Raw genomic sequence first — 22,173 nt, 5'->3', positions numbered from 1 at the left:
ATAATATAGTGACAGTAACATAAGAACAAAAATGTTAATGTATTTGCTGCTTACTATGAGGTGAAGTATTTAATTATGCAATTGAGATAAAAATAATTTCAGGACTTACGCATGAGGTACCAAAAACTAGGACTTAAAATTGCTTTACTGTCGGTTGCAATTACGAAAATACCTTGTACTGGGTAAACTCTTAAATATCTTGAAGAAGGAATCAGGAAACAGGAATCTTTGTCAGTTGGGGATTCAAGCATCATCAATTATATAAACCCTAGGTAAAAGTGGGGATTCAAACCTTATAAAGCTTTCACCTAGGAATATAAATTACAAAAATCACTCCTGACATATAGCTGTTATCGCAGTGCCTCCGTCAGAATAAGGCTGTTAAACTTACTAAATTGTTATTTAGTCAATTATGAATCTGTTTTAGTATAATATAAGATAAATAATATGAATCCATATTTCCTAATTCTTAAAATCCCAATACTTTGTAGTAATATTTTTTGAAACTTATCTTACATAATCATTATCCCAAATAATTGGAAACCCTCCAATTTTATCAATTAAAAAAAATCATATTTTATTCCCTGTGACATTTGTATAAAATCAAGCTAATAAATCAAATATAAGTGGTATTGTATTGTGGATTTATGCAATTTTATTGCTCTACTAGTTGAGATATTTTATTGATTAAAAAAATATGAATTACACACCAACTTTGACTAGAACCTCTCTTTTTGAATTAGCACGCTCTGGTGATTTTCAAGCTATTAGTCACTGGATTAATAAAGAACTAAAACCCCAAGGAATTTCGGCTCGTATAGCTAAAGAAACTACTGGATATCTACAAGTTTTAGTAGAGTTTAAGCGTGAACCTCCTGTAGATAGATTAATTAAGTTTATCTGTCATCAACTTTGTAAACTTAACTCTCCTGTACTAGAAAGAGTAAACATTGTGGGGCGTTTGAGTGGTTCATCCCACATACTCTGGAAACATTCTGTGAGAATTAATTCCCCTGCAAAAAGAAACTTAAATAAGCAATCTAATTTTGCAGACAAAACTGATAACCTGAAATTTCAAACATTTCGCTCTTTGATGTTAATAGGTTCAGCATTAGCAGCTTTTATTTTAGGTTGTTGGGTAAGTTATTATTCAGTTCTAGTAAGACATTCAATTTCAGAGAAGTGGGTGGAAACTGCCAGTGAAAAAATACAAGTAATTAATCATAAAAAGATAGCTAACCCAAATGATCCTACAGTTACCTTGATGTTTGGCGGAGATGTTAATTTATCTGATCCAGTTTCTAATTTAATCAAGGGAAATTATGAGTTACCGTTTGCCAAAATGGATGAATATAGAACAGCAGATTTGGCTATAGTTAATCTAGAAAATCCTCTAACTCGCTCGACTCTAAAAAGTACAACTCAGCAAAAAGAATTAACAGTAAACCCCAACTATGTTAAGGTATTAACCTCAGGAGGAGTCGATCTGGTCAATTTAGCTAATGACCATACTATAGGTTATGCAGAAAAGAGCCTAGTAGAAACAATAGAAACTCTAGAGGATGCAGGTATTCATTCTTTAGGAGCTGGTAAAACAAAAGAAGAGGCTAGAAGGCCAAAAATCATTGAAGTTAAAGGCCAAAAGATTGCATACCTAAATTATTATGATACAGATATTCAACCCACCACTGGCTCAGTAAACGTTAATAGTCGCAATAACGATCGGATAGCTTCAGATATTCAAAAATTGAGAAAGCAGGTAGACTGGATAATTGTTAACTATCATTGGGGAGTTGAATTATCAGAATATCCTGGAGACTGGCAGATGGATATAGCTAGGATGACAATTGACCAAGGTGCTGATTTAGTAGTGGGACACCATCCAAAAGTATTGCAGGGGGCAGAAATTTATCAAGGGCGACCTATTATCTATTCTTTAGGTAATTTTATTTTTGGAGATACTTCTAACAAAGAGAGTGATTATGAGACAGCAGTCTTGAAAGTCTCCTTAAAAACAGGGAAAATGAAGATAGAGTTTTTGCCAGTAGTGGTTAGCCAATATCAACCCCAGGTTGTCAAAGGTGAAAAAGGGAAGGAAATTCTCAAACACATTGCAGAAATTTCCAGTGTTTTTCATCAGCCAATGAGAACTCCTGTAGCAATAGATCCAATAAATAAAGATTTTAATTTTGTTGGTATTGACTCTCTTTCTGGGGAACGAAACTCTAATACTTTATCAACTCCAACTTTACCTGAGTTACCTCAAAAATCTCCAGAAAGCAATGGAAATCCTACAAACTCTGATCAAAATAATTTAGAGGAAGAAGCAAGTTTTAATAATAATAAGAGCTTTTCTCTACCGCCAATATTAAATCATCAAGAAACTGCCAAAGAAGCAACAGATTCTTTTATTCAAAAACCATTTCTCAAAAAACCATTTATTGAATTACCCCGTTTACAAATTTAATCAAGATTATACGAATATTAAAAACTATTGCTACTCACACTATCCTTTCTTGTTAGTTATGTTATTTGGAAAAGTCTATAGGCTGATAAACACAGCATAAAGTAGAAAGTAAAAAAAACTCTAACAAAATTAATAGTTACTAGTAAATTGGCGTTGCACAATCAGGAATAATGAAGTCTGAAAGTAGATATTTTTTTAGATAATTCTTTTATTCATATATGTACAGTTTAAAACCTATTATCATTTTTTCAATACACACCTCTAGTAAATTCATATTATTTGTCAAGACAATCTTGAGGCGGGAACCGATAAGATGTATTTACATTCATGGCTAATAGCAAAAATAATCATTTGATTTGGTGAATATTTCCGGACTATTTTTTTTTGCACAAGAATTGTGTTTCTTACCTTCTCCCTATTCCCTATTTTAGATTTCTTCATATATTTATTCAGTCTTTAATCACAGATAAATTAAAATCTAAAAATCATTGGGCAAATGACTAAAAAAGTTTATATTTGATCTCTAGTCATCTAGCGCTCATAACCCAGTACCTAATATTGAATACTCAATTCCTGAATTAAAATAAAAACTGTGTTTGCCATTGCACTGCAACAGAAAAAATATAAAACTTATACCCTCTCTGATTTAGCATTTAATTCTAGTATTAATATAGTACCAGAGAGAGGAGGAATAATTACCAGTTGGTGTGTGAAGAATCAGGAGCTACTTTTCCTTGATGGTGAAAGATTTGAGAATCCAGAATTAACTGTGAGAGGTGGAATACCCATCTTATTCCCAATTTGTGGCCACTTACTAAACAACAAATACAAATACAATGGTAATAATTATTTTCTCAAACAACATGGATTTGCACGAGACCTACCTTGGGAAGTTATAGGAAATTCAAATAAAGATAATGCTTCAATAACTCTGGTTTTAACTAGCAATAGATTAACTAGAACCGTTTATCCATTTGACTTTAAGCTTACCTTTACCTACCAACTGAAAGGTAATTCTCTAGAAATATTCCAAACCTATACTAACTTGGGCAATACCCAAAGGATGCCATTTTCTACAGGTCTGCATCCTTATTTCTTGGCTCCAAATAAGCATCAGCTCCACTTTAATATTCCTTCAATGCAATATTTAGATCAGAATACAGGAATTCTATATGATAATGATTGTAAATTTGATCCTAAACTAGATGAAGTGGATGCAGTGTTTGAAAATTTAACAGGTTTGGCTACAACTGTCCACGATCAAAGTCGTGGTTTGAGAATTACACTGAGTTATACTTCTGCATATTCAACTATTGTCTTCTGGACAGTTAAGAATCAGGATTTTTACTGTTTAAAACCATGGACAGCTCCTGCTAATTCTCTAAACACAGGTTATCGTATGGTTGATTTAGAGCCTGGGTCTTCTTGTGAAATGCTAATCAGACTCACTGCAACATTTGTGTAATAGTTGTATGCCTGAGTTTATCATTTGGTACAGCATTGATTTGTCCACCAAATATGGACTCGATCAATCAAAAAATCACATATTCATGGCAAATTGTCACAAAATCTAAAATTTTTCCCAAAAACTCTTGCAATATTTGTTATGACTATGCTACTATTAATAACTGTGTGAGATAAAAATAAAGATAAATCTGGATCGCTAGCTCAATGGTAGAGTACTCGGCTTTTAACCGATTTGTTCCGGGTTCGAGTCCCGGGCGATCCACTAAAACTATAAATAAACAAAAATACTTAACAGCAAACCTAAAAAAGGACTGTAGGAAGTATACAGTAATATTTCTCAAGGCTGCTTGAATAATAACTCATAGTGGTCTGTCAAGATTGATTTGATGGGTAATCTATTAAATTTTATCCCTTATCTTCTTAATCTTAATTTAGTTTGAACCCATCATTTGAAAATTGACAAACTACCAGCGCGTCTGGACTAAAATTGTGGGTAAAAAACCTAACCCCCCAACCCCCTTCCCTACAAGGGAAGTGGGAGAAAACTCACCCCTATCCTTGCAGAAGAGGGGTCGTGGGAGAGGTATTCCAGCTTGCTCAAACTTACCCACATTTTCAAGCTAGACACCCTACTAGGTTTAACCAGCATTAGAAGTCTACCAGGTTGATAAGAACAAAAATTTGACTCCATTAATTTCAACACCTAATTTGTTGAAGCGTGGGACTTTTGCAAATTTTACTCAAAGATTAAAAGATAAATTTAATTATTGATAGACAGAATCTTCAATTTGTCTTAAGATTGTCGTAAGAATTAAGCTTAAGTAAATCAAGTTACTAATAAGCTAATAACAAAAAATATTAGGAGGAAAAGGTATGGCTATCGTACCAATGCGCTTACTACTAGACCATGCAGCAGAAAACGGTTATGGCATTCCTGCATATAATGTCAACAATATGGAGCAAATTCAGTCCATTATGCAGGCCGCAGATGAAGCAGACAGCCCTGTAATCTTACAAGCTTCTCGTGGGGCACGCAAATATGCTGGTGAAAATTTTCTACGTCACTTAATCTTGGCTGCAGTAGAAACTTACCCTCATCTTCCTATTGCTATGCACCAAGATCATGGTAATTCTCCTTCTACTTGCTATGGGGCTATGCGTCATGGTTTCACTAGCGTGATGATGGATGGTTCTCTAGAGGCAGATGCTAAGACTCCAGCTAGCTTTGAATATAACGTTAATGTTACTGCTGAAGTAGTTAAAGTTGCTCACTCCATTGGTGTAAGTGTAGAAGGTGAGTTAGGCTGTTTGGGTTCCTTAGAAACTGGTATGGGCGATAAAGAAGATGGCCATGGAGCAGAAGGTAAGCTTACCGAAGATCAACTTTTAACAGACCCAGATGAGGCTGTAGAATTTGTAGAACGAACTCAAGTAGATGCTCTAGCAGTTGCTATTGGTACTAGCCATGGTGCTTATAAGTTTACTCGTAAGCCTACTGGTGAAATTTTGGCTATTAGTCGCATTGAAGAAATTCACCGTCGTCTACCTAATACTCACTTAGTTATGCACGGTTCTTCTTCTGTTCCTGAAGATTTAATCGCAATTATCAACCAATATGGTGGTAATATTCCAGAAACTTACGGTGTACCTGTAGAAGAAATTCAAAAAGGAATCAAGAGTGGTGTTCGTAAGGTGAATATCGATACTGATAACCGCTTGGCCATCACCGCTGCTATTCGTGAGGCTGCTGCTAAAGATCCTTCTAACTTTGACCCTCGTCACTTCTTGAAGCCTTCTATCAAGTACATGAAGCAAGTATGTCTAGATCGTTATCAACAGTTCGGTACTGCTGGAAATGCTAGCAAAATTAAAGTTCACACTTTAGATGAGTTTGCTACTAAATATGCTAGTGGAGAATTAGCTGCTACTACTAAGACAGCAGTTTCCGTATAGTCATACCATAATTAGAATTTTCTAGTCTAAATTCTGAAATATTTAATTAGTTGATGAGAAGCTGTTGAAACAACTTAAAGCTTCTCATTTTTTTTCTTAATATAATCAGCAAGTCCTGATTATATGTAAAACAATTTATGAACAAAGGTTTTAGTCTTTGAGTCTGTTCTAAAAGCGGAAGTTTTTTACTCCTTTTCAATTGCTGCTACATTTTTCGTGAACTCCTCCCTGTTTACAGATATAGTTAATTTGATTAGGACTTAAGTTCTTAGCAAAATTGAAATTCACTCCTCTTAAATGATCCGATTTGAATGTATCTAATGGGCTGGCCAAAAATTGATCTGCCTGAGCAGGTTTTGGTACTGCCAATTTTGCTCCTTTTAAATCAGTTCCACTTAAGTTTGCTCCTCGCAAATCTGCCAAACTTAAATCTGTATTTCGCAAATTAGCATTTTGCAGTTGAGCATTCCTAAAGTTGGCATTAGTTAATTGGGCTAAACTTAGGTCTGCTTTTTTCAAATTAGCTCTACTGAAGTTTGCTCCTGATAAATTTGCTCCTTGCCAGTTAGACTCTCTTAGATCTGATGATTGGAAAGTAGCACCTTCAGCTTTGACTTTACTTAAATGAGCTCTGTATAAATTAGCTTCTGATAAATCTGCACTTCCTAAATCTGCTCCAGTAAAACTTGCCTCTCTTAAGTTTGCTCGATGTAAGTCAGTTTCAATTAACTTGGCACTGCTTAAATTTGCTTTTATCAGCATAGAGTCTGGCATTTTAGCTTTACTAAGAGTTGCTCGAAACAAATCTGCACGCTGCATGACAACTGGACCTAATACAGCACCCATTAAATTGGCCTCTATCAGATTTGCCCCACTCAAATCAGCAATGGAATCATCAAAAGTTCCTAGACGGTTATCTTGCCCCGGTCCATAGAAACGACTATTCTTAAAACTAGCTTGATTCAGAATAGCACCTCTAAATTTCACTCCAGACAAGTCAGTATTTTCTAATATCAAAGTAAAACTTGCTGGAGTAGAAGTAACTTGACCTAAATCTACTCCACTCAAATCAACATCTTTAACCACACCACTGTAAACTTTCAGAACCTTCGCGATCCCCTTTTGAGTAGCCCTTAGCCGCAAAGATACCAAAAGTTGTTCTTGAGAATTACCACCATAACTTAAAGAATCCAAATCATTTTTCAGAGCTTGATTTAAGCGACGTAGTTCTGGCAGAACTGTCGGTCCAGCACTTACCAAAGATAGTTGAATTCCATCCAGTATACTTGGTTCCTTTTCTTGTCCCAACAAATCTACCAATAATGGTATGGCACGGGGATCTTTAGTAGAACCCAAGGCTAAAACTGACACTCGTCGTTGCTGGGGTTCAGTGGAAGTTAAAGACAACTTGTTCACAAGAGCCAGAAACATATCATTATCTTGTTGTTTAAATTCTCGCCAATTTGCTTGATTTTGAATATAAACGTGAGTGCCAAAAATAGTCCCCAAAACTGAGACCATACCTACAGTAGTCACAATCAGTAAAGTAATACCAGGATTTTGTCGTATCCAAGGCCATAAATGAAAACTTTCTGATTTTTTTTCAGTCAGAACAATTGTTGCTATAGAAATTTTTGTCTCAGTATCACCTAAACTAAAAGGATTAGAATCTAACTGACCCGAGTTAGCATCTACAACAAAAGTATTTCCTAATTGATCGTGTCCAGTGCGACGTAGTTTATTAAAACGAACAAAATAAATATCAATGAAGGATGTTAATCCTGCCAATAATAAAAGGATTCCCAAAGAAGGAAATGCTCCAGTTATACGCCAAATTAAGTAGGCAGTGCCCATGGGTAATCCCCATTTTCCTAGACCCTCACGCATCAAGGTTTTTTTCCAGCCTGGAGAATTTCCTAAAGCTGCCACTACTCTCACTTCAAACCAACGCTTAGGCAATGTTTGACCTGTTGTCGCTAATAAATATAACTGCCAACTTACAATTACTACAGGAGCTAATAATGCTCCAGACCATAGTAGATTAGCTAGAGGTGTTACTTTTTGATAACGGTTTCGTAAAGGAATTCCAAAGGTATTGGCAATTACTTCTGTAGTATTTGCTACAACTGGGTTAATAGGAACAGATTTATTGCCTGTGTTGCTCAACTGACCAAGCCAAAATGGAACAGTTCCACTCACTACAATGAGAGATATTTCCGTAGCCCAAGCACCACATCTACGAACCCAGATTGGTAGTTGCTTAGATTTTAACTGCCACGATGTCTCTGGGTTATTATTAATCCCTGAATCACAAGTCGGGCTTGTCATACTTAATATATTTACTTTAATATTTTCAACTTTTAGATTGACTATTTTGCATCGTAAGTATGGTATTATAAGTAAGTTTACCTGTTTTTAGCCTTGATTTTTGATTTTCCTAACCAGGAACAAATAGGGGGCTAGTTTTAGATTAAAACTGGTTTTGTCTCTACTTTACCCATACTTCCTAAACCTATCTGTTATCTCTAAATATTGTTAACAGATAAAACCTGTAATAAATCTATACAGTTTTTGAAACGAATTTCAAAGATACTATATACTATTATTTTGCCTTGGTCAAACTGATATTTGAAATTTTGTTTACAGTTGCCAAATAATATGACACTGATCATATTAAGGATTGCTATATAATATTTTTCTCTCCTGTGCATTCCCTATTACCTAGAATTCAAAACTTGTGTATTTCTATCTATGATTTGAGAAATGATATATGGCTATATAAGTTCTTTAGATTTGACAAAAAATTAATCGTATAATCATAGTGGTTATTTTTTCATAACCCGGGTTTGATATAACTAGATTTTCAATGATTAATTATTATCTAAAAAATCCAGATATTACTGTTTTTCTATTTATCTTTTTCCGAGTAATTAAGAGGAATCAAAAAACGATATCCAAGATAAATAACTACTCCAAATACTCCGATAGTAATCAATAAAGAAACTAAACTAACAACAGCCTCTAGTATCTTGATAATAAATATGGGAATAATAATTAATCCTATGATTTTCCCCAATTTAGGAAGTGCCTGAAACCATTCTAAAAATTGTGCAAAAAAAACTTGAATTGATTTCCCACCATTAAATAGACTGGTGAATGAATTTGAGGCAGATTCATCATCTAGTTCAGGATTTTTTTGAAAGTTTTGATTGTTGTGGTAACTCATTTGAGAATTATATATAATTTAACCTAATCAACTTATAGCAATTGGTAATAGTGAATTATAAGTAATAAATTTAGCAACTCTAATTTTAATAATAGATGATATAGCCTTTTTCTTGTTGGTTAGTTATGGTAACCAGCCTTGAAAGAAATTGAAAATTAGAGATGTTGCCGACATGAAGTGCTGCAAAAGCCAGATCCAATTGACCAAGAGAAAAGAAATTGTCATCTCCTCGTATTCAATCCTTTCGGTTTTAACCAGAGCTAATTATTCATTATCCATTAATGAAATCAGCTTCCATCAAACTTGTTATAGATAGATTGTTCAATATTTTATTTCACAGATAAATTTTACTTGCCTCAATAATTACTAGAGTTGGCCAAAATTAGTCTGGTCTGAGTGGAGCATAAAGAGTTCTATATTATTTAAAGATTCGGTAAAGAAGAAAGCAAACAGTTGCAATCGTCGATCAACTTATGCCAAAATAAAACAGGCTGGCTAAAGATATAGTAAAAAAAACTACCACCTCTTAGTTGAAAAATCATTGCTTGCATGGATTTATTAAGCTCTGAGAAACAGACAACATAAGTAAATGTTACTAAAATCACATTTTATCAGGTGTGTTACTCAGGACAAATAATTAAATTAAGTTCCTAGTCCAATCTAGACAACGAACTATATCTTAAATAAAAGTGAGCCAATGCCTCTCCCATTAAATGAGTGAGACAGTGAAATATTCTACCCTAATAGATCTACTTAAAACTTTATCAGTAGAACAACCAGAAAAGCTAGCATACACTTTCTTAGTTGACGGAAAAAAAGAAGGAGAAAGCTTGACCTATGCTTCACTAGAGCATCGAGTACGAGCTATTGCAGCATTACTACAAAAACATCAAGTCAAAGGAGAAAGAGGCTTACTACTCTATCCACAAGGATTAGAAGCAATAGCAGCTTTTTGTGGTTGTCTATATTCTGGAGTCATCGCAATTCCCGTGCCTCCTCCAGAAGCAGGTCGTCTCAAACGCACCTTACCAAGACTAAGAGCTATAGTTCAAGATGCTCAAGCTTCAATAGTTCTAACAACTGGTACAATAATTTCTCTTGTAGAAGAAGTAGCAGATGAGTTTCCAGAATTCGAGACAATGCGCTGGATAAATACTGAATCTGTTGACTTAGAGTTAGCTAAAGAATGGGTAGACCCTGAAATTACCAGCGATACTCTAGCATATTTACAGTATACTTCTGGTTCTACCTCGACTCCTAAAGGGGTAATGCTAACCCATAAGAACTTGCTGCACCATTTGGGCTATCTACAGAGGGCTTGTGGCTACACGCCAGAAAGTATAACTATAACCTGGATGCCTTTCTTTCACGATTATGGATTAGTGGAAGGAATGATGGAGCCTTTATTCAATGGGACTCCATGTTACATTATGTCCCCATTCTCATTTGTCAAGCAACCGCTTCGTTGGCTGCAAGCTCTTTCAAATTACAAAGCTACTCACAGTCAGGGACCTAACTTTGCCTATGACCTTTGTGTTCGGCGAGTTAAACCAAAACAACTATCTACATTAGACCTGAGTAGTTGGGAAGCAGCAGGTAATGCAGCAGAACCTATTAATCCTAAAGTTATGGAGAGTTTCTACCAAACTTTCTCAGCTAGTGGTTTTCGTTGGAATGCCTTTGCTCCATGTTATGGATTAGCAGAAGATACCCTGCTGGTCTCAGCTAAACCGAAACTTACAGATCCTGTACTTTGTACTATAGATGCAACTGCTTTAGTAGAAAAAAAGAAAATTGTAGAAGTTTCTCACAATGAAACAGGGGTAAGAGCTTATCCATCTTGTGGTCGCTTAGTTTGTGAAACTCAGGTCGCTATTGTTAATCCAGAAACTTTCACAAAATGTGCAACTGATGAAGTAGGAGAAATTTGGGTATTAGACTCCAGTGTGGCTCAAGGATACTGGGAACGTCCTGAAGCAACCAAAGAAACATTCCAAGCTTATACCAAAGATACTGGAGAAGGTCCATTTTTGCGGACTGGAGATCTAGGATTTCTGAAAGATGGTGAATTATATATTACTGGCCGGATCAAGGATTTGATCATTATCCGAGGTACAAATCACTATCCCCAAGATATAGAGTGGACAGTACAACAAGTTCATCCAGCACTTCGTCCAGATTATGGCGCAGCATTTTCAATTGAAGTTAAGGGTGATGAACATCTAGTCATTGTTCAAGAGGTGGAACGTCGCACCCAAGATTTGGATACTGAAAAAGTAATTAATGACATCCGCCAAGTTGTCTCAGAAGACCATGAACTACAAGTATATGCTGTAGTTTTAGGTAAACCAGGAAATATTCTTAAAACTGCTAGTGGCAAGATTCAACGTCGTGCCTGTCGCTCAAACTTTTTGGCAGGAACACTAGATGTAATAGCTGACTGGAGTGAAAATCCTCAACTAACCTCTAAGTATCGCAAGTTACAAGAAGAAGTTGAGTCATTAGCATCTCAAGTGAAAAATAGCTAGAAGCTTAACTGAGAAATTAGGAGATTTAGCATGGATAAACTAAAGCAATATTGGGTGGCTGAAGAACTAGAACGCGCTCTTGGCGATCCAGAAAATCCAGACAGTAAAATGTCTTTCAAGAAAGTAATTGAGATTGATGAGAGTGAAGAGTTTCCCCATGAGGAAATTGCATGGCTCTATAACTGGAAGCTACAACATTACTATGTACCTGTCAATTGTGGTGGAGAGTTTACTTCTTTTGAAGAATTTGTGGCTTTTGTGAAGGTTTTGTGTCGCCGTGACCAAACAATAGGAATTGCTTTTACTACTTTGTTTTGGTCTTTTATTACCTGGATGGCTGGTACAGAAGAGCAAAAACAAAGGTTAGCAACTTATATTAAAGATGAACATGGGGCAATGTGCCTGGGTTACTCAGAGAAGGAACATGGTGCTGACTTAGTTGGTGGAGATTTGACTGCCACAAAAGTTCCTGGAGGTTATCTACTGAATGGAGAAAAATGGCCGATAAATCGGGCGACTATTTCAGGAATATCTTATATATTAGCGAAGACGGATCAAGAAGATGGAGGAGCAAGAAGTCTGTCTTTATTTATGGTAGAAAAAAGCAGACTTGATTCAGCAAATTACTACAATTTACCAAAAATTCTTACCCACGGAATTCGAGCTTCTGATATGAGTGGGATAGGTTTTAAAGATTGCTTTGTACCTGAAGATATGTTGATAAAAGGGGAAGGAGCAGGTCTAGAAGTAGCTTTGAAAGGATTTCAAATTACTAGAACTTTATGTGCAGCTTTTTCTCATGGTGCTGCTGATACAGCTTTAAGAACTACGTTAAAGTTTGCAATTAATCGGGTCATTTACAATAAGACAGTTTTTGATATTCCTCAACCTAGAAAAATTCTACTAGATGCATTTTTAGACCTATTAATTTGTGATTGTGAAACTATTGGAGCAGCAAGAGGATTTCATGTTATTCCCGAACAATTTAGTGTTTGGGCAGCAGTGGTGAAATATTTTGTCACTGTTCAGTTAGAAACAATGATTAATAATATTTCATCAGTGTTAGGTTCTCGCTTTTATATGCGAGAAGAACATGATTTTGGAATGTTCCAAAAAGTGCTAAGAGATAATTCAATTATTAGTGTGTTTGATGGTAGTACAACTGTTAATTTACACGCTCTAATGTTACAGTTCCGTCAGTTAACAAAACATCGTTCTCGACGGAATTCTGCTAAGATGGAAAAGATTAAATCTCGTTTGGAAATAATCTATTCCTTAGAGAAACAATTGCCTACTTTGGAACCAGAAAAATTAGAAATTTCAGGGCGGGGTGCTGATGATACTTTACAAGGATTAGAAATTGCATTAGAACAGTTAAAAGGTTTAAAAAATGCTAATATAGAACCATTAGTTCTAGAGCAAATTACTAACTTAACTGAGTGTATCCTTGAAGAAGTAAATGCTCACGATCAAGAAATTGCTAATTCAGCATTTGAGTTCGGTCACGATCAGTCACCAGAACTATTTGAAATAACTAAAAAATATTGTGCTTTACACGCTGCTACTGCGTGTGTACAAATGTGGATTTATAACCGGGAATTACTAGGAGAATTCTTTGCTAGTGGTGAATGGTTAGTTTTAAGTCTAAATCGTCTACTAGAACCTTTTGGGCATTCACAAAAAGTAGACCAATCCTACCAGGAAAAAGTCACTCAAGAAATGCTCAAACTTTATAACGAAAATAAAGCCTTTTCTATTGTTCCTTTTCAATTAGCAAAAACCCAACAACAGGAGAATATAAAAAATGCAAGTTCAGAACTCCAACACGCTTAATTCCCCAGTAGAAATTCTGCAAAACTGGATTAGGGAGAGATTAGCAGAACAACTTACTATTGATAAAACCACTATTGAGTTTACAGATCCTCTAACTCGTCATGGTTTAGACTCAATTGATGCAGTAACTCTAGTAGGTGAATTAGAAGATGAACTAGATTTAGAATTACCTTCTACATTGTTTTGGGATTATCCTACAATTGAGAAATCAGCTCAATATTTAGTGTCTGAATTTGATATTTCAGAAGCATTAGAAAATCTGGAAGTTTCTGAAGAAGTAACAGAAAAAGAAGAAGAACCAGCTGCAAAATCTGGTAAAGGTTGGGGCGGTTTTTGGAAATAATTCACTAATGAATAATGGATAATTACCTCTAGTTAAAACCTACCTTAGATTGAAGATACAGAAATCTACTAAGCTTTCTTATCTTGAAATAGAAGGCTTTAAATCTTTGTGGATGAATTATCAATTATCAATTATCCATTGGTAAAAATACTTAGTAGCACATAGACATCTCCAAAAAATAAAACACTTTCCCTGTAAAGTTAGTATAACTTCGAGGGTTGGTGTAATTTCTGGAGATATTTAAGAGAAAAAGTCTTAATCATACCTGTAAAATTGAGTATAGATTAAGACTTTTTCTTGATAAAATGAGAAACGAACAGCAGTTACTAGAAAAAATTTCTCCTGGTAACTTGAAATTAATTTAACAGATAAACATAAACAAATGGATCAAACCCTAAGTAATTGGGATAAGTTGCTATCTAGAGAGAGGAGGAAATAGTTAATTGAATTTTTCTGATTTTTCCTTCTGGTGGGTACTACTAATCTTTAGTGTGCCTTTCTTTAGCATTCGTGCCCTAGGAAAAAGTCTAAACCTATGGCGAGATTATTTTGATACCATCGGTTTGATGGTACTCTCACTAACATTATTTTTAAATGCTAATGTAAAAAGTTTTGCTGTATTTATATTTGAAGTGATTTTCAACTACATAATGGTGCAACTAATGTTCCGCAGAAGTGGTTGGGAGTCAAGGGCGATCGCTACTTTTTTGATAGTTTTTGATGTGGCGATATTAGCATACTTTAAATATCTTACCTTTTTTGTAGAAGACGTCGTTGGTTTAGTAGTAGCAATTCCAAATAATTGGCAACAAAGTTTTCCTTTACCTGTATATAAAACTATTCCACCAGGTATTTCTTTTTATACTTTTCAGATGGTGGCATTTGTTGTAGATTCATTTACAGCAAAAAGTAAAAAGAAAAAGCAGATTAATTTTGTAGATTACGTTAACTTTATTGCATTCTTCCCTCAAATTGTAGCTGGTCCAATCGAAAGACGCAAACAATTATTACCTCAAATAGAGTCTTTCCGGTTCAAATTTACAGCGGAAAATTTTGATATAGGTTTACGGTGGTTGTCTCTGGGCTTATTTATGAAATTTGTTCTAGGAGATAACATTAGCCCATACATCGACCTAACACAAACGGCAAATGCTTGGTTAATTTGGTTCCATGCTTTCTTATTTACTTTAAGAATATATTTTGACTTTGGTGGGTACAGCTTTATGGCTGTTGGTATAGCTAAAGTTGTTGGAGTTAAATTAGAACTTAATTTTCTTGCGCCATACACCTCTGTAAGTATTCAAGAATTTTGGCGACGTTGGCATATTACTTTGAGTAATTGGTTTAGGGACTATGTTTTTATCCCATTGATGGGTGCAAATAAACAGTGGGCAGCATTTTATCTATTTATAACTTTTACTCTTTCAGGTTTTTGGCATGGTGCAGCCTGGAATTTTATTTTATGGGGGGCTTACCACGGCGCTCTATTATTGGTACTCAGATATGCAGGTAGATCATTTCAGAGGTTTGTGGGGAGATGGACTGCCAAAACTGAGTTTGTATCCTGGGCATTGACTTTTTTGGCAGTAACTCTAGGTTGTTTATTTTTCATGGAAACCAATATTAGTAGGTTGGGGGTTAAATTACAAACTTTAGTTACACCATGGGCATATTCATTCTCTGGAGTTATTGATGCTTTTAGTTCTTATAGTATAAATGAGGCTTATGCTCTAGCTATTACTATGTTTCTGGCAATAGGGGCATTATTTTTAGAACATTTGGCAGTCTGGCAAAAACGAGAGGAGTATGAAATATTATTGTCTCCTTGGGTATCCCGAACTCTATTAGCTTTAACTATTTTATTAGGGGCAACTGTTCCTTCTGCATTCATTTACTTCGAGTTTTAGTTTCCATGCTATGGCGATATAGTTAAAGTCAGAAGTTACAATTTAAATTCTTGCTGTGACTAAATTTAAAGGGAGCGATATCCTAACTACCCTGGAAACTGCTATAGATACAGGAGTGTTTGTTTAAAGTTTTCAAGTTTAAATTATAAGTTTACCAAATTTCCTTATTATCGGTGCGATAAAATCACATACTACTTCATCGTTTGCTTAAGAAAATAAATACAATTAAATTTACTTTAGAACAGGTTTTACCCAAAAGCATATACTATTAATTTTCAAAGTTTTCTACATAAATGAAACTAACATAGTATGCCTCTGATTATGACTATTGTTGAACATAATTTAAAGCATTTATTATTGGAGGATATTATCAAGTTGGCAGAAATTTTTGCTAGTGAACTACCTTGGTTGAAAATGGGATTTAATGGTAATAAATGAGAGATGTTTATATACATAAACATAAACCATGAATGGTAAAATGGTACAAAGTTAGGCAAAAAACAATAAAATTTATCAAGATTAAAAACCGTGGAAACCGGACAAAAATCTCACACAGCAAAAGGAAGTAATACAGCCACAAAAATTTGTATATTAGGAGGTGGCTTTGGCGGTCTTTACACGGCATTACATCTACATGATTTTTGGGGTTTTAAACATAAAAATTGCGAAGTTACATTAATAGATCAACACGATCATATTGTGTTTACTCCCTTGCTATATGAGGTAATTACAGGTGAACTTGAACCCTGGGAAATATTTCCTCGTTTTGATAAACTTATCAAAAAGAAAAAATTACAGTTTTGTCAAGATCAGGTTCAAGATATTGATTTTAAAGCTCGTCAAGTTAAACTTTTAGAACAAGGAAATTTAGCTTATGACTACTTAGTTATTTCTGTGGGAGTGACTAATGGAAAATTACCAACTGGTGCAGAAAAAAATGTTTTGACATTCCGAACTCAAGCTGATACTCAAATCCTAGAACAAAAACTACAAAGTTTGGAAAATTCCAATAAAGAATTAATTCGAGTAGCTATTATAGGTGGGGGTCCGAGCGGAGTAGAGTTAGCAGGAAAAATATCAGATAGATTGGGAATAAGGGGAGAAATACGTTTAATAGAAAGAGGAAAAGAAATCCTGAAAAGCTTTACTTCAGCTACTCGTAAAAATGCTCAAGTTGCTCTAGATAAACGAAATGTTTTAATCAGTTTAGAGACAAGTGTTAATGCTATTGAAGCTGACCAAATTACTTTATGGCAGTCTAATGAAAGTGCTATTATTCCGACAGATTTTGTTCTGTGGACGGCAGGTACTCAAGTGAGAGATTGGGTAAAAAATTTGGATTGTTCCCATAATTCTAGAGGTCAACTTATTTGTGAGCCAACTTTACAATTAGTTGATTATCCAGAAGTATTTGCTCTGGGAGATGTGGCTGAAATTTTATATTCTAATGGGAAAAAACTTCCGGCTGTAGCTCAAGTTGCTTATCAACAAGCAAGTCAAGCAGCTAAAAATTTGTGGAGAATTTTAAATAGTAAACGTCCCAGACCTTTTCATTATTTACACTTAGGAGAAATGATTACTTTGGGGAAAAATGCCGCTGCTGTTACAAGTTTTGGTATTAGTTTGCATGGTGGGTTAGCAGCCTTGGTTAGACTTGGTGTTTATGTTCAACGTTTACCTACTCTTTCTCATGGTTTTCAAGTTTTATCTAATAGAATCAAAATTTGGTTTGCTAAAAGGATAAAGATAGGAAAGTAACTTGATGTTTAATTTACCTAAAAAAATTAAATAAAGGCTAATACAATGATAATAGATGATTTAAAGAAGGAAAATAAATTAAAGACTAAACTAGAAGAATTATTTGGTTTAGACTTGCGCTCACTTGCTCTATTTAGAGTGGGTTTAGCATTAATAATTATTGTAGAATTAATTATCCGTGCTACAGATTTAACAGCTCATTATAGTGATGCTGGAGTGATGCCTCGGACATTACTTAAGGAAATTTCCAACCCTTTTTATTGGTCAATAAATTCAATTAGTGGTGAAGCTTTTGTACAGGGTTTAATTTTCTTATTTGCTGGATTAGTAGCTATAGCTTTGCTTGTAGGATATCGAACTAGATTAGCAACTATTGCTATCTGGGCATTTATTATTTCTATTCATAACAGAAATCCAGTCCTGATTTTTGCTGCCGATCATGTACTACGCGCTCTACTTTTCTGGGCAATGTTTTTACCTTTAGGAGCAAGTTATTCAATAGATAGCGCTCTTAATTCTTCAACAGAAAAGTTGCCTAAGCGTATTTTTTCTGCTGCTACTGTAGCATTTATGGTTCAAATGGTTTTGATTTATGCAGGTTCAGCAGCTTATAAGACAAAGAGTGAGATTTGGTGGCCTGATGGAGATGCGGTTTATTATGCTCTGAGTTTCGATGGTTATGCTACGCCATTTGGGCAATTTTTACTAAGTTTTCCAGAACCGATATTAAAGTTACTAACCTGGGCAGCTCTTTGGTTTGAGTGGTTAGGACCTTTTATGATTTTTATTCCTTTTGCAATTACGTTTTTCCGTTCAGTTTCTGTTGTTTCTTTTATTCTTTTACATATTAGTTTTGGTTTGTGTTTTACTCTGGGAATATTTCCATTTTTAAGTATTGTTAGTTGGTTTGCTTTGATTCCTACAGCAGTATGGGATAATTGGCAGAAAAAAATTCAGACAAATGAACGGCAAGGATTAAAGATTTATTATGATGCAGATTGTGGATTTTGTAAGAAAGTTGTTTATCTGCTACGGACTTTTTTGATTTTACCGGGAACGCCATTAACTACTTGTCAAACTGATGAATCTATCTATGCTGATATGCAGGAGAAAAATTCTTGGGTGGTGGTAGACTGGCAAGAAAATCGACGTTTTAAATGGGAGGCTTTGGTTTATGTTTTTAGTTTGTCTCCTATATTTAAACCTTTGGCTTTTGTGATGGGTTTACCATCAATAATACCTCTCGGAACAAAATTTTATGAAACTATTGCCAATAATAGAAAATTTGCCGGAAATTTTACTAAACCTTTTAAATTTCGTCCTTTAGATATACGTCCTTATCGAGGTTTAAATATTGTTGTATTTTTACTACTTATCTATACTTTGACTTGGAATGTGAAAGGTTTTGTTCAACAAACATATAATAGAAGAGAAGAAAAGAAACAGGATTTAATTGCTAAAGCTGACAAATTATTTAAACGCCGCACTGTACAACAGTTAGATGTATTTAGTAGGGTGACAAGATTAGACCAATTATGGAGTATTTTTGCACCTGCTCCACCTAGAGATGATGGTTGGCACGTTATTCCTGGTAAGTTGGAAAATGGTAAAGAGATTGATATTTTGTATGAGAAAGGAGAGTCTGTAAGTTGGGATAAGCCAACAATGAAACAATTTAATAAGCTATATAAAAATATGCAGTGGCGGAGTTATTTTCTAACTTTAAATCGAGCGATTGGTAAAAAACTTTATCCTTATTATGCAGACTATGTTTGTCGTGACTGGAATAAAAAGAATGAGGGTGCGGAAAAGTTAGAAAGTTTGGATATTTTCTTTATGGAGGAGAGAACTGTACCACCTGGTGAAACACAAACTGTGGAAAAGAAAAGTGTGATGCAAAAATCTTGTTCAGATGAGCAAAAAGATATTTAGGGAGAAAGTGATTAGGTATGTTATTTAACTCTTATGTTTTTATATTTAGTTTCTTACCTTTAACTCTGATTATATTCTTTGCTTTAACCAAGTTTGGTTTAATTAAGGCTGCTAAGGTTTGGTTAACTGGTAGTTCTTTTGCTTTTTACGGTTATTGGAATGTTGCTTATTTGCCTCTTTTGATAATTTCAATTTTGTGGAATTTTCAAATGGGGAAATTTATTGCTGAGGCTAAACCGGAAAGTAAGCGAGCAAATGTTTTACTTTGGGTAGGTATAGCTGTTAATTTAGCAATAATTTCCTATTATAAATATGCGAACTTTTTCCTAGATACTGTTAATTCAGTAGTTTCTACAAATTTGAATGCTGGGCAAATTATTTTGCCTTTGGCAATTTCTTTTTATACTTTTACTCAGATAGCTTATTTAGTAGATGCTTATCGTGGGGAAACAAGAGAGACTAATTATGATTTACTTACTTATAGTTTCTTTGTGGTTTTCTTTCCTCAATTAATTGCCGGACCGATTTTACGCCACGATGAACTTATTCCTCAGTTTCGTCAATTGCGTAATTTTATTTTTTCCCAGAAAAATATGGCTTTGGGTTTGAGTCTTTTTAGTCTGGGGTTATGTAAAAAAGTTTTGATAGCTGACACTATATCGCCTTGGGTAGCACTAGCTTTTAATAATGCTTCTGACTTGAGTTTTATTGAAGCTTGGGTGGGAGCTTTAAGTTACACCTTTCAGCTATATTTTGATTTTTCTGGTTATTCTGATATGGCGATAGGTTTGGGATTGATGTTTAATATTAAATTACCGATTAATTTTAACTCTCCCTACAAGGCTACTTCTATTAGTGATTTTTGGCGACGCTGGCATATTACTTTATCCAATTTTCTGAGAGATTATTTATATATTCCTTTGGGTGGAAGTCGTCGTGGAGAAGTGCGTCGTTATAGTAATCTTTTGACAACTATGCTGTTAGGTGGATTATGGCATGGTGCAGGTTGGACTTATGTAATTTGGGGAGGTTTACACGGTACATATTTATGTATAAATCATGGTTGGCGAAAGTTGAATATTCCGATGCCGAAAGTATTGGCATGGGTAATTACTTTTGTTGCTGTTATTGTTAGTTGGGTTTTATTTCGAGCGCAAAATATTCAGGATGGTTTAGAGATTTTACAGACAATGACAGGTTTGAATGGAATTGTTATACCAGGGGAAGCTAAAGGTAAATTATCTGTGTTAACTAATTTTGGTTTTCAACTCCAATCTTGGAAAGATATGAATTATTTGCCGGAATTTTTGGGGAGTAAAATTTTCTCAATTTTAGGTTTAATAGCCTTAACTTTTTCTGTAAGTTTCCTACCAAATACTCAGGAAATTTTGGCAAAGTTGAAACCTACTTGGTGGTGGGCAGTTTGGATTGGTATTTTGACAAGTGTAGCTTTATTATCCCTGAATCGTGTGTCTGAATTTCTTTATTTCCAATTTTAATAGTTTAGATAAATATGAGTACCAATAATAAATTTAGTTCTAGTTACTCTCAACCTTTAACTGCCGAAAAATCAGAAAAAAAATTGGGAAGTAAAATAAAATATCTTCGATATAATTGTATATTTTTACTGTCGATATTTATCCCTGTCGTTACTGTAGGAGTCTTCAACATTGTTGTCGATCCTTATGATGTATTTAATACTCCTAATTTCTTAGGAATAAATCATTCAAAACCTCGGAAAGATAATAGCGATCGCCTCTTTAAAGCAATTGATATTATTCGGATAAAACCTGTGACGATTTTGATTGGCTCGTCGAGAACAAAACGCGCTCTAGATCCTAATCATCCGGCTTTAGAAAATCAGAAACCTACTTATAATTTAGCTCTTAATAGTATTAATTCTTATGAGTTAAGACGTTATGTAGAACACGCAATAGCTAATCAGAAAAAAATAGATTTAGTTATTGTCGGCTTGGATTTCTTTATGTTTCGTAAATCTAACACTAATGAAGCAAATTTTTCTGAACAGAGATTAGAAAAACGGCATATTTCCTTAAAAGATTTGATAGATGTAATATTTTCTCTAGATGTATTATTAGCAAGTAAAGAAACAATAATTGATAGTAAAAAAACTCTCCCAGATAGGGTTCGCTATGGAGATAAAAATGGATTTATGCCTAAGTTAAATCCAGATAGAGAAGGAATACAATCAAGATTTGAAAAGTACATCAATGTCTATCATAAATCTTATACCGAACAATATCAATTATCTACTCAATTCTTAGATGAATTAGAAAACCTAGTAGATATATGTAAAGACAATCAAATTAAGTTAGTATTATTCATTTCTCCTTCCCATGCAACTCAGTGGGAAGCAATTAGAAGCTCAGGTAAATGGTCAATTTTTGAAGAATGGAAACGTAAAATTGTAAAAATAAACCCTATCTTTGATTTTTCTGGATATAACAGTATCACAACTGAACCTATTCATAATGATATGGAAAACTACAGAGATAATTCTTACTACACCCCAAAAGTTGGAAATTTAGTTCTTAACCGGATTCTCTCTTACAAGGAAGAAAAAGTTCCAGACGATTTTGGAATTTTAATTAATCCAGACAATATTGAATCTTATCTAGAAAAAATTCGTCAAGACCGAGAATTTTGGGCTAAAAATAATCCTGATGAAGTGAAATTGGTACAAGAAATTAAACAAAAGTATGATGCTTCACTAAATTAGATAAAAATTATATTGAAGA

14 protein-coding genes and 1 tRNA gene are annotated in these 22,173 nt (G+C 34.4%); 13 read left to right on the top strand and 2 right to left on the bottom strand.

The window, feature by feature from the left end; genetic code table 11:
• Positions 1–697 precede the first annotated feature (697 nt).
• The 4 genes from ACP6PL_RS17470 to fba all read left to right on the top strand — a co-directional run bounded on the left by ACP6PL_RS17470 (position 698) and on the right by fba (position 5,887).
• On the top strand, positions 698–2,467 hold the full coding sequence (locus tag ACP6PL_RS17470) for a CapA family protein (RefSeq protein WP_426546536.1): 1,770 nt from the start codon (positions 698–700) through the stop codon (positions 2,465–2,467).
• 592 nt (positions 2,468–3,059) lie between these two features.
• The gene (locus tag ACP6PL_RS17465) at positions 3,060–3,932 is read left to right on the top strand and encodes an aldose epimerase family protein (RefSeq protein ID WP_426546535.1); all 873 of its coding nucleotides are present in this window, start codon (positions 3,060–3,062) and stop codon (positions 3,930–3,932) included.
• 192 nt (positions 3,933–4,124) lie between these two features.
• Positions 4,125–4,196: transfer RNA gene (locus ACP6PL_RS17460), tRNA-Lys, on the top strand.
• Positions 4,197–4,807: 611 nt separating this feature from the next.
• The gene (gene fba / locus ACP6PL_RS17455; RefSeq protein ID WP_426546534.1) at positions 4,808–5,887 is read left to right on the top strand and encodes a class II fructose-bisphosphate aldolase; all 1,080 of its coding nucleotides are present in this window, start codon (positions 4,808–4,810) and stop codon (positions 5,885–5,887) included.
• A gap of 195 nt (positions 5,888–6,082) precedes the next feature.
• On the opposite strand, the gene ACP6PL_RS17450 is transcribed toward fba, so the two are convergent.
• Entirely contained in the window at positions 6,083–8,215 is a 2,133-nt protein-coding gene (locus tag ACP6PL_RS17450) for a pentapeptide repeat-containing protein (RefSeq protein WP_426546533.1), read from the bottom strand.
• A 580-nt stretch (positions 8,216–8,795) separates the two neighbouring features.
• Complete coding sequence (locus ACP6PL_RS17445; protein ID WP_426546532.1) at positions 8,796–9,113, bottom strand: hypothetical protein; 318 nt, start codon at positions 9,111–9,113, stop codon at positions 8,796–8,798.
• Between the two features lie 725 nt (positions 9,114–9,838).
• Here ACP6PL_RS17445 and ACP6PL_RS17440 point away from each other — a divergent pair.
• The 9 genes from ACP6PL_RS17440 to ACP6PL_RS17400 all read left to right on the top strand — a co-directional run bounded on the left by ACP6PL_RS17440 (position 9,839) and on the right by ACP6PL_RS17400 (position 22,154).
• The gene (locus ACP6PL_RS17440; protein WP_426546531.1) at positions 9,839–11,641 is read left to right on the top strand and encodes a fatty acyl-AMP ligase; all 1,803 of its coding nucleotides are present in this window, start codon (positions 9,839–9,841) and stop codon (positions 11,639–11,641) included.
• A 30-nt stretch (positions 11,642–11,671) separates the two neighbouring features.
• Positions 11,672–13,474, top strand: coding sequence for an acyl-CoA dehydrogenase family protein (locus ACP6PL_RS17435; protein WP_426546530.1), 1,803 nt, complete (start codon positions 11,672–11,674; stop codon positions 13,472–13,474).
• A complete protein-coding gene (locus ACP6PL_RS17430; protein ID WP_426546529.1) occupies positions 13,446–13,817 on the top strand; it encodes an acyl carrier protein in 372 nt (123 codons plus the stop codon). The genes ACP6PL_RS17435 and ACP6PL_RS17430 overlap by 29 nt, the downstream gene beginning before the upstream one ends.
• Before the next feature lie 443 nt (positions 13,818–14,260).
• Positions 14,261–15,724: an MBOAT family O-acyltransferase gene (locus ACP6PL_RS17425; RefSeq protein ID WP_426546528.1), complete on the top strand. Its 1,464-nt coding sequence runs from the start codon at positions 14,261–14,263 to the stop codon at positions 15,722–15,724.
• Between the two features lie 309 nt (positions 15,725–16,033).
• Positions 16,034–16,162: a hypothetical protein gene (locus ACP6PL_RS17420; RefSeq protein WP_426546527.1), complete on the top strand. Its 129-nt coding sequence runs from the start codon at positions 16,034–16,036 to the stop codon at positions 16,160–16,162.
• Between the two features lie 90 nt (positions 16,163–16,252).
• Entirely contained in the window at positions 16,253–17,482 is a 1,230-nt protein-coding gene (locus ACP6PL_RS17415) for an NAD(P)/FAD-dependent oxidoreductase (protein WP_426546526.1), read from the top strand.
• Positions 17,483–17,527: 45 nt separating this feature from the next.
• Positions 17,528–19,414: a DCC1-like thiol-disulfide oxidoreductase family protein gene (locus ACP6PL_RS17410; RefSeq protein ID WP_426546525.1), complete on the top strand. Its 1,887-nt coding sequence runs from the start codon at positions 17,528–17,530 to the stop codon at positions 19,412–19,414.
• Between the two features lie 17 nt (positions 19,415–19,431).
• Positions 19,432–20,913, top strand: a complete 1,482-nt coding sequence (locus ACP6PL_RS17405; RefSeq protein WP_426546524.1) for an MBOAT family O-acyltransferase — start codon at positions 19,432–19,434, stop codon at positions 20,911–20,913.
• Between the two features lie 14 nt (positions 20,914–20,927).
• Entirely contained in the window at positions 20,928–22,154 is a 1,227-nt protein-coding gene (locus tag ACP6PL_RS17400) for a hypothetical protein (protein WP_426546523.1), read from the top strand.
• Positions 22,155–22,173 lie beyond the last annotated feature (19 nt).

The organism is Dapis purpurea BLCC-M126, from assembly GCF_050015975.1.
Classification (GTDB): domain Bacteria; phylum Cyanobacteriota; class Cyanobacteriia; order Cyanobacteriales; family Microcoleaceae; genus Trichodesmium.
This window is presented reverse-complemented; position numbering and strand designations above follow the sequence as displayed.

Coding starts and splice junctions, on each gene's coding strand:
- ACP6PL_RS17470 (WP_426546536.1), top strand. CDS start 698: ATGAATTACACACCAACTTTGACTAGAACCTCTCTTTTTGAATTAGCA.
- fba (WP_426546534.1), top strand. CDS start 4,808: ATGGCTATCGTACCAATGCGCTTACTACTAGACCATGCAGCAGAAAAC.
- ACP6PL_RS17450 (WP_426546533.1), bottom strand. CDS start 8,215: ATGACAAGCCCGACTTGTGATTCAGGGATTAATAATAACCCAGAGACA.
- ACP6PL_RS17445 (WP_426546532.1), bottom strand. CDS start 9,113: ATGAGTTACCACAACAATCAAAACTTTCAAAAAAATCCTGAACTAGAT.
- ACP6PL_RS17435 (WP_426546530.1), top strand. CDS start 11,672: ATGGATAAACTAAAGCAATATTGGGTGGCTGAAGAACTAGAACGCGCT.
- ACP6PL_RS17430 (WP_426546529.1), top strand. CDS start 13,446: ATGCAAGTTCAGAACTCCAACACGCTTAATTCCCCAGTAGAAATTCTG.
- ACP6PL_RS17420 (WP_426546527.1), top strand. CDS start 16,034: ATGCCTCTGATTATGACTATTGTTGAACATAATTTAAAGCATTTATTA.
- ACP6PL_RS17410 (WP_426546525.1), top strand. CDS start 17,528: ATGATAATAGATGATTTAAAGAAGGAAAATAAATTAAAGACTAAACTA.
- ACP6PL_RS17405 (WP_426546524.1), top strand. CDS start 19,432: ATGTTATTTAACTCTTATGTTTTTATATTTAGTTTCTTACCTTTAACT.
- ACP6PL_RS17400 (WP_426546523.1), top strand. CDS start 20,928: ATGAGTACCAATAATAAATTTAGTTCTAGTTACTCTCAACCTTTAACT.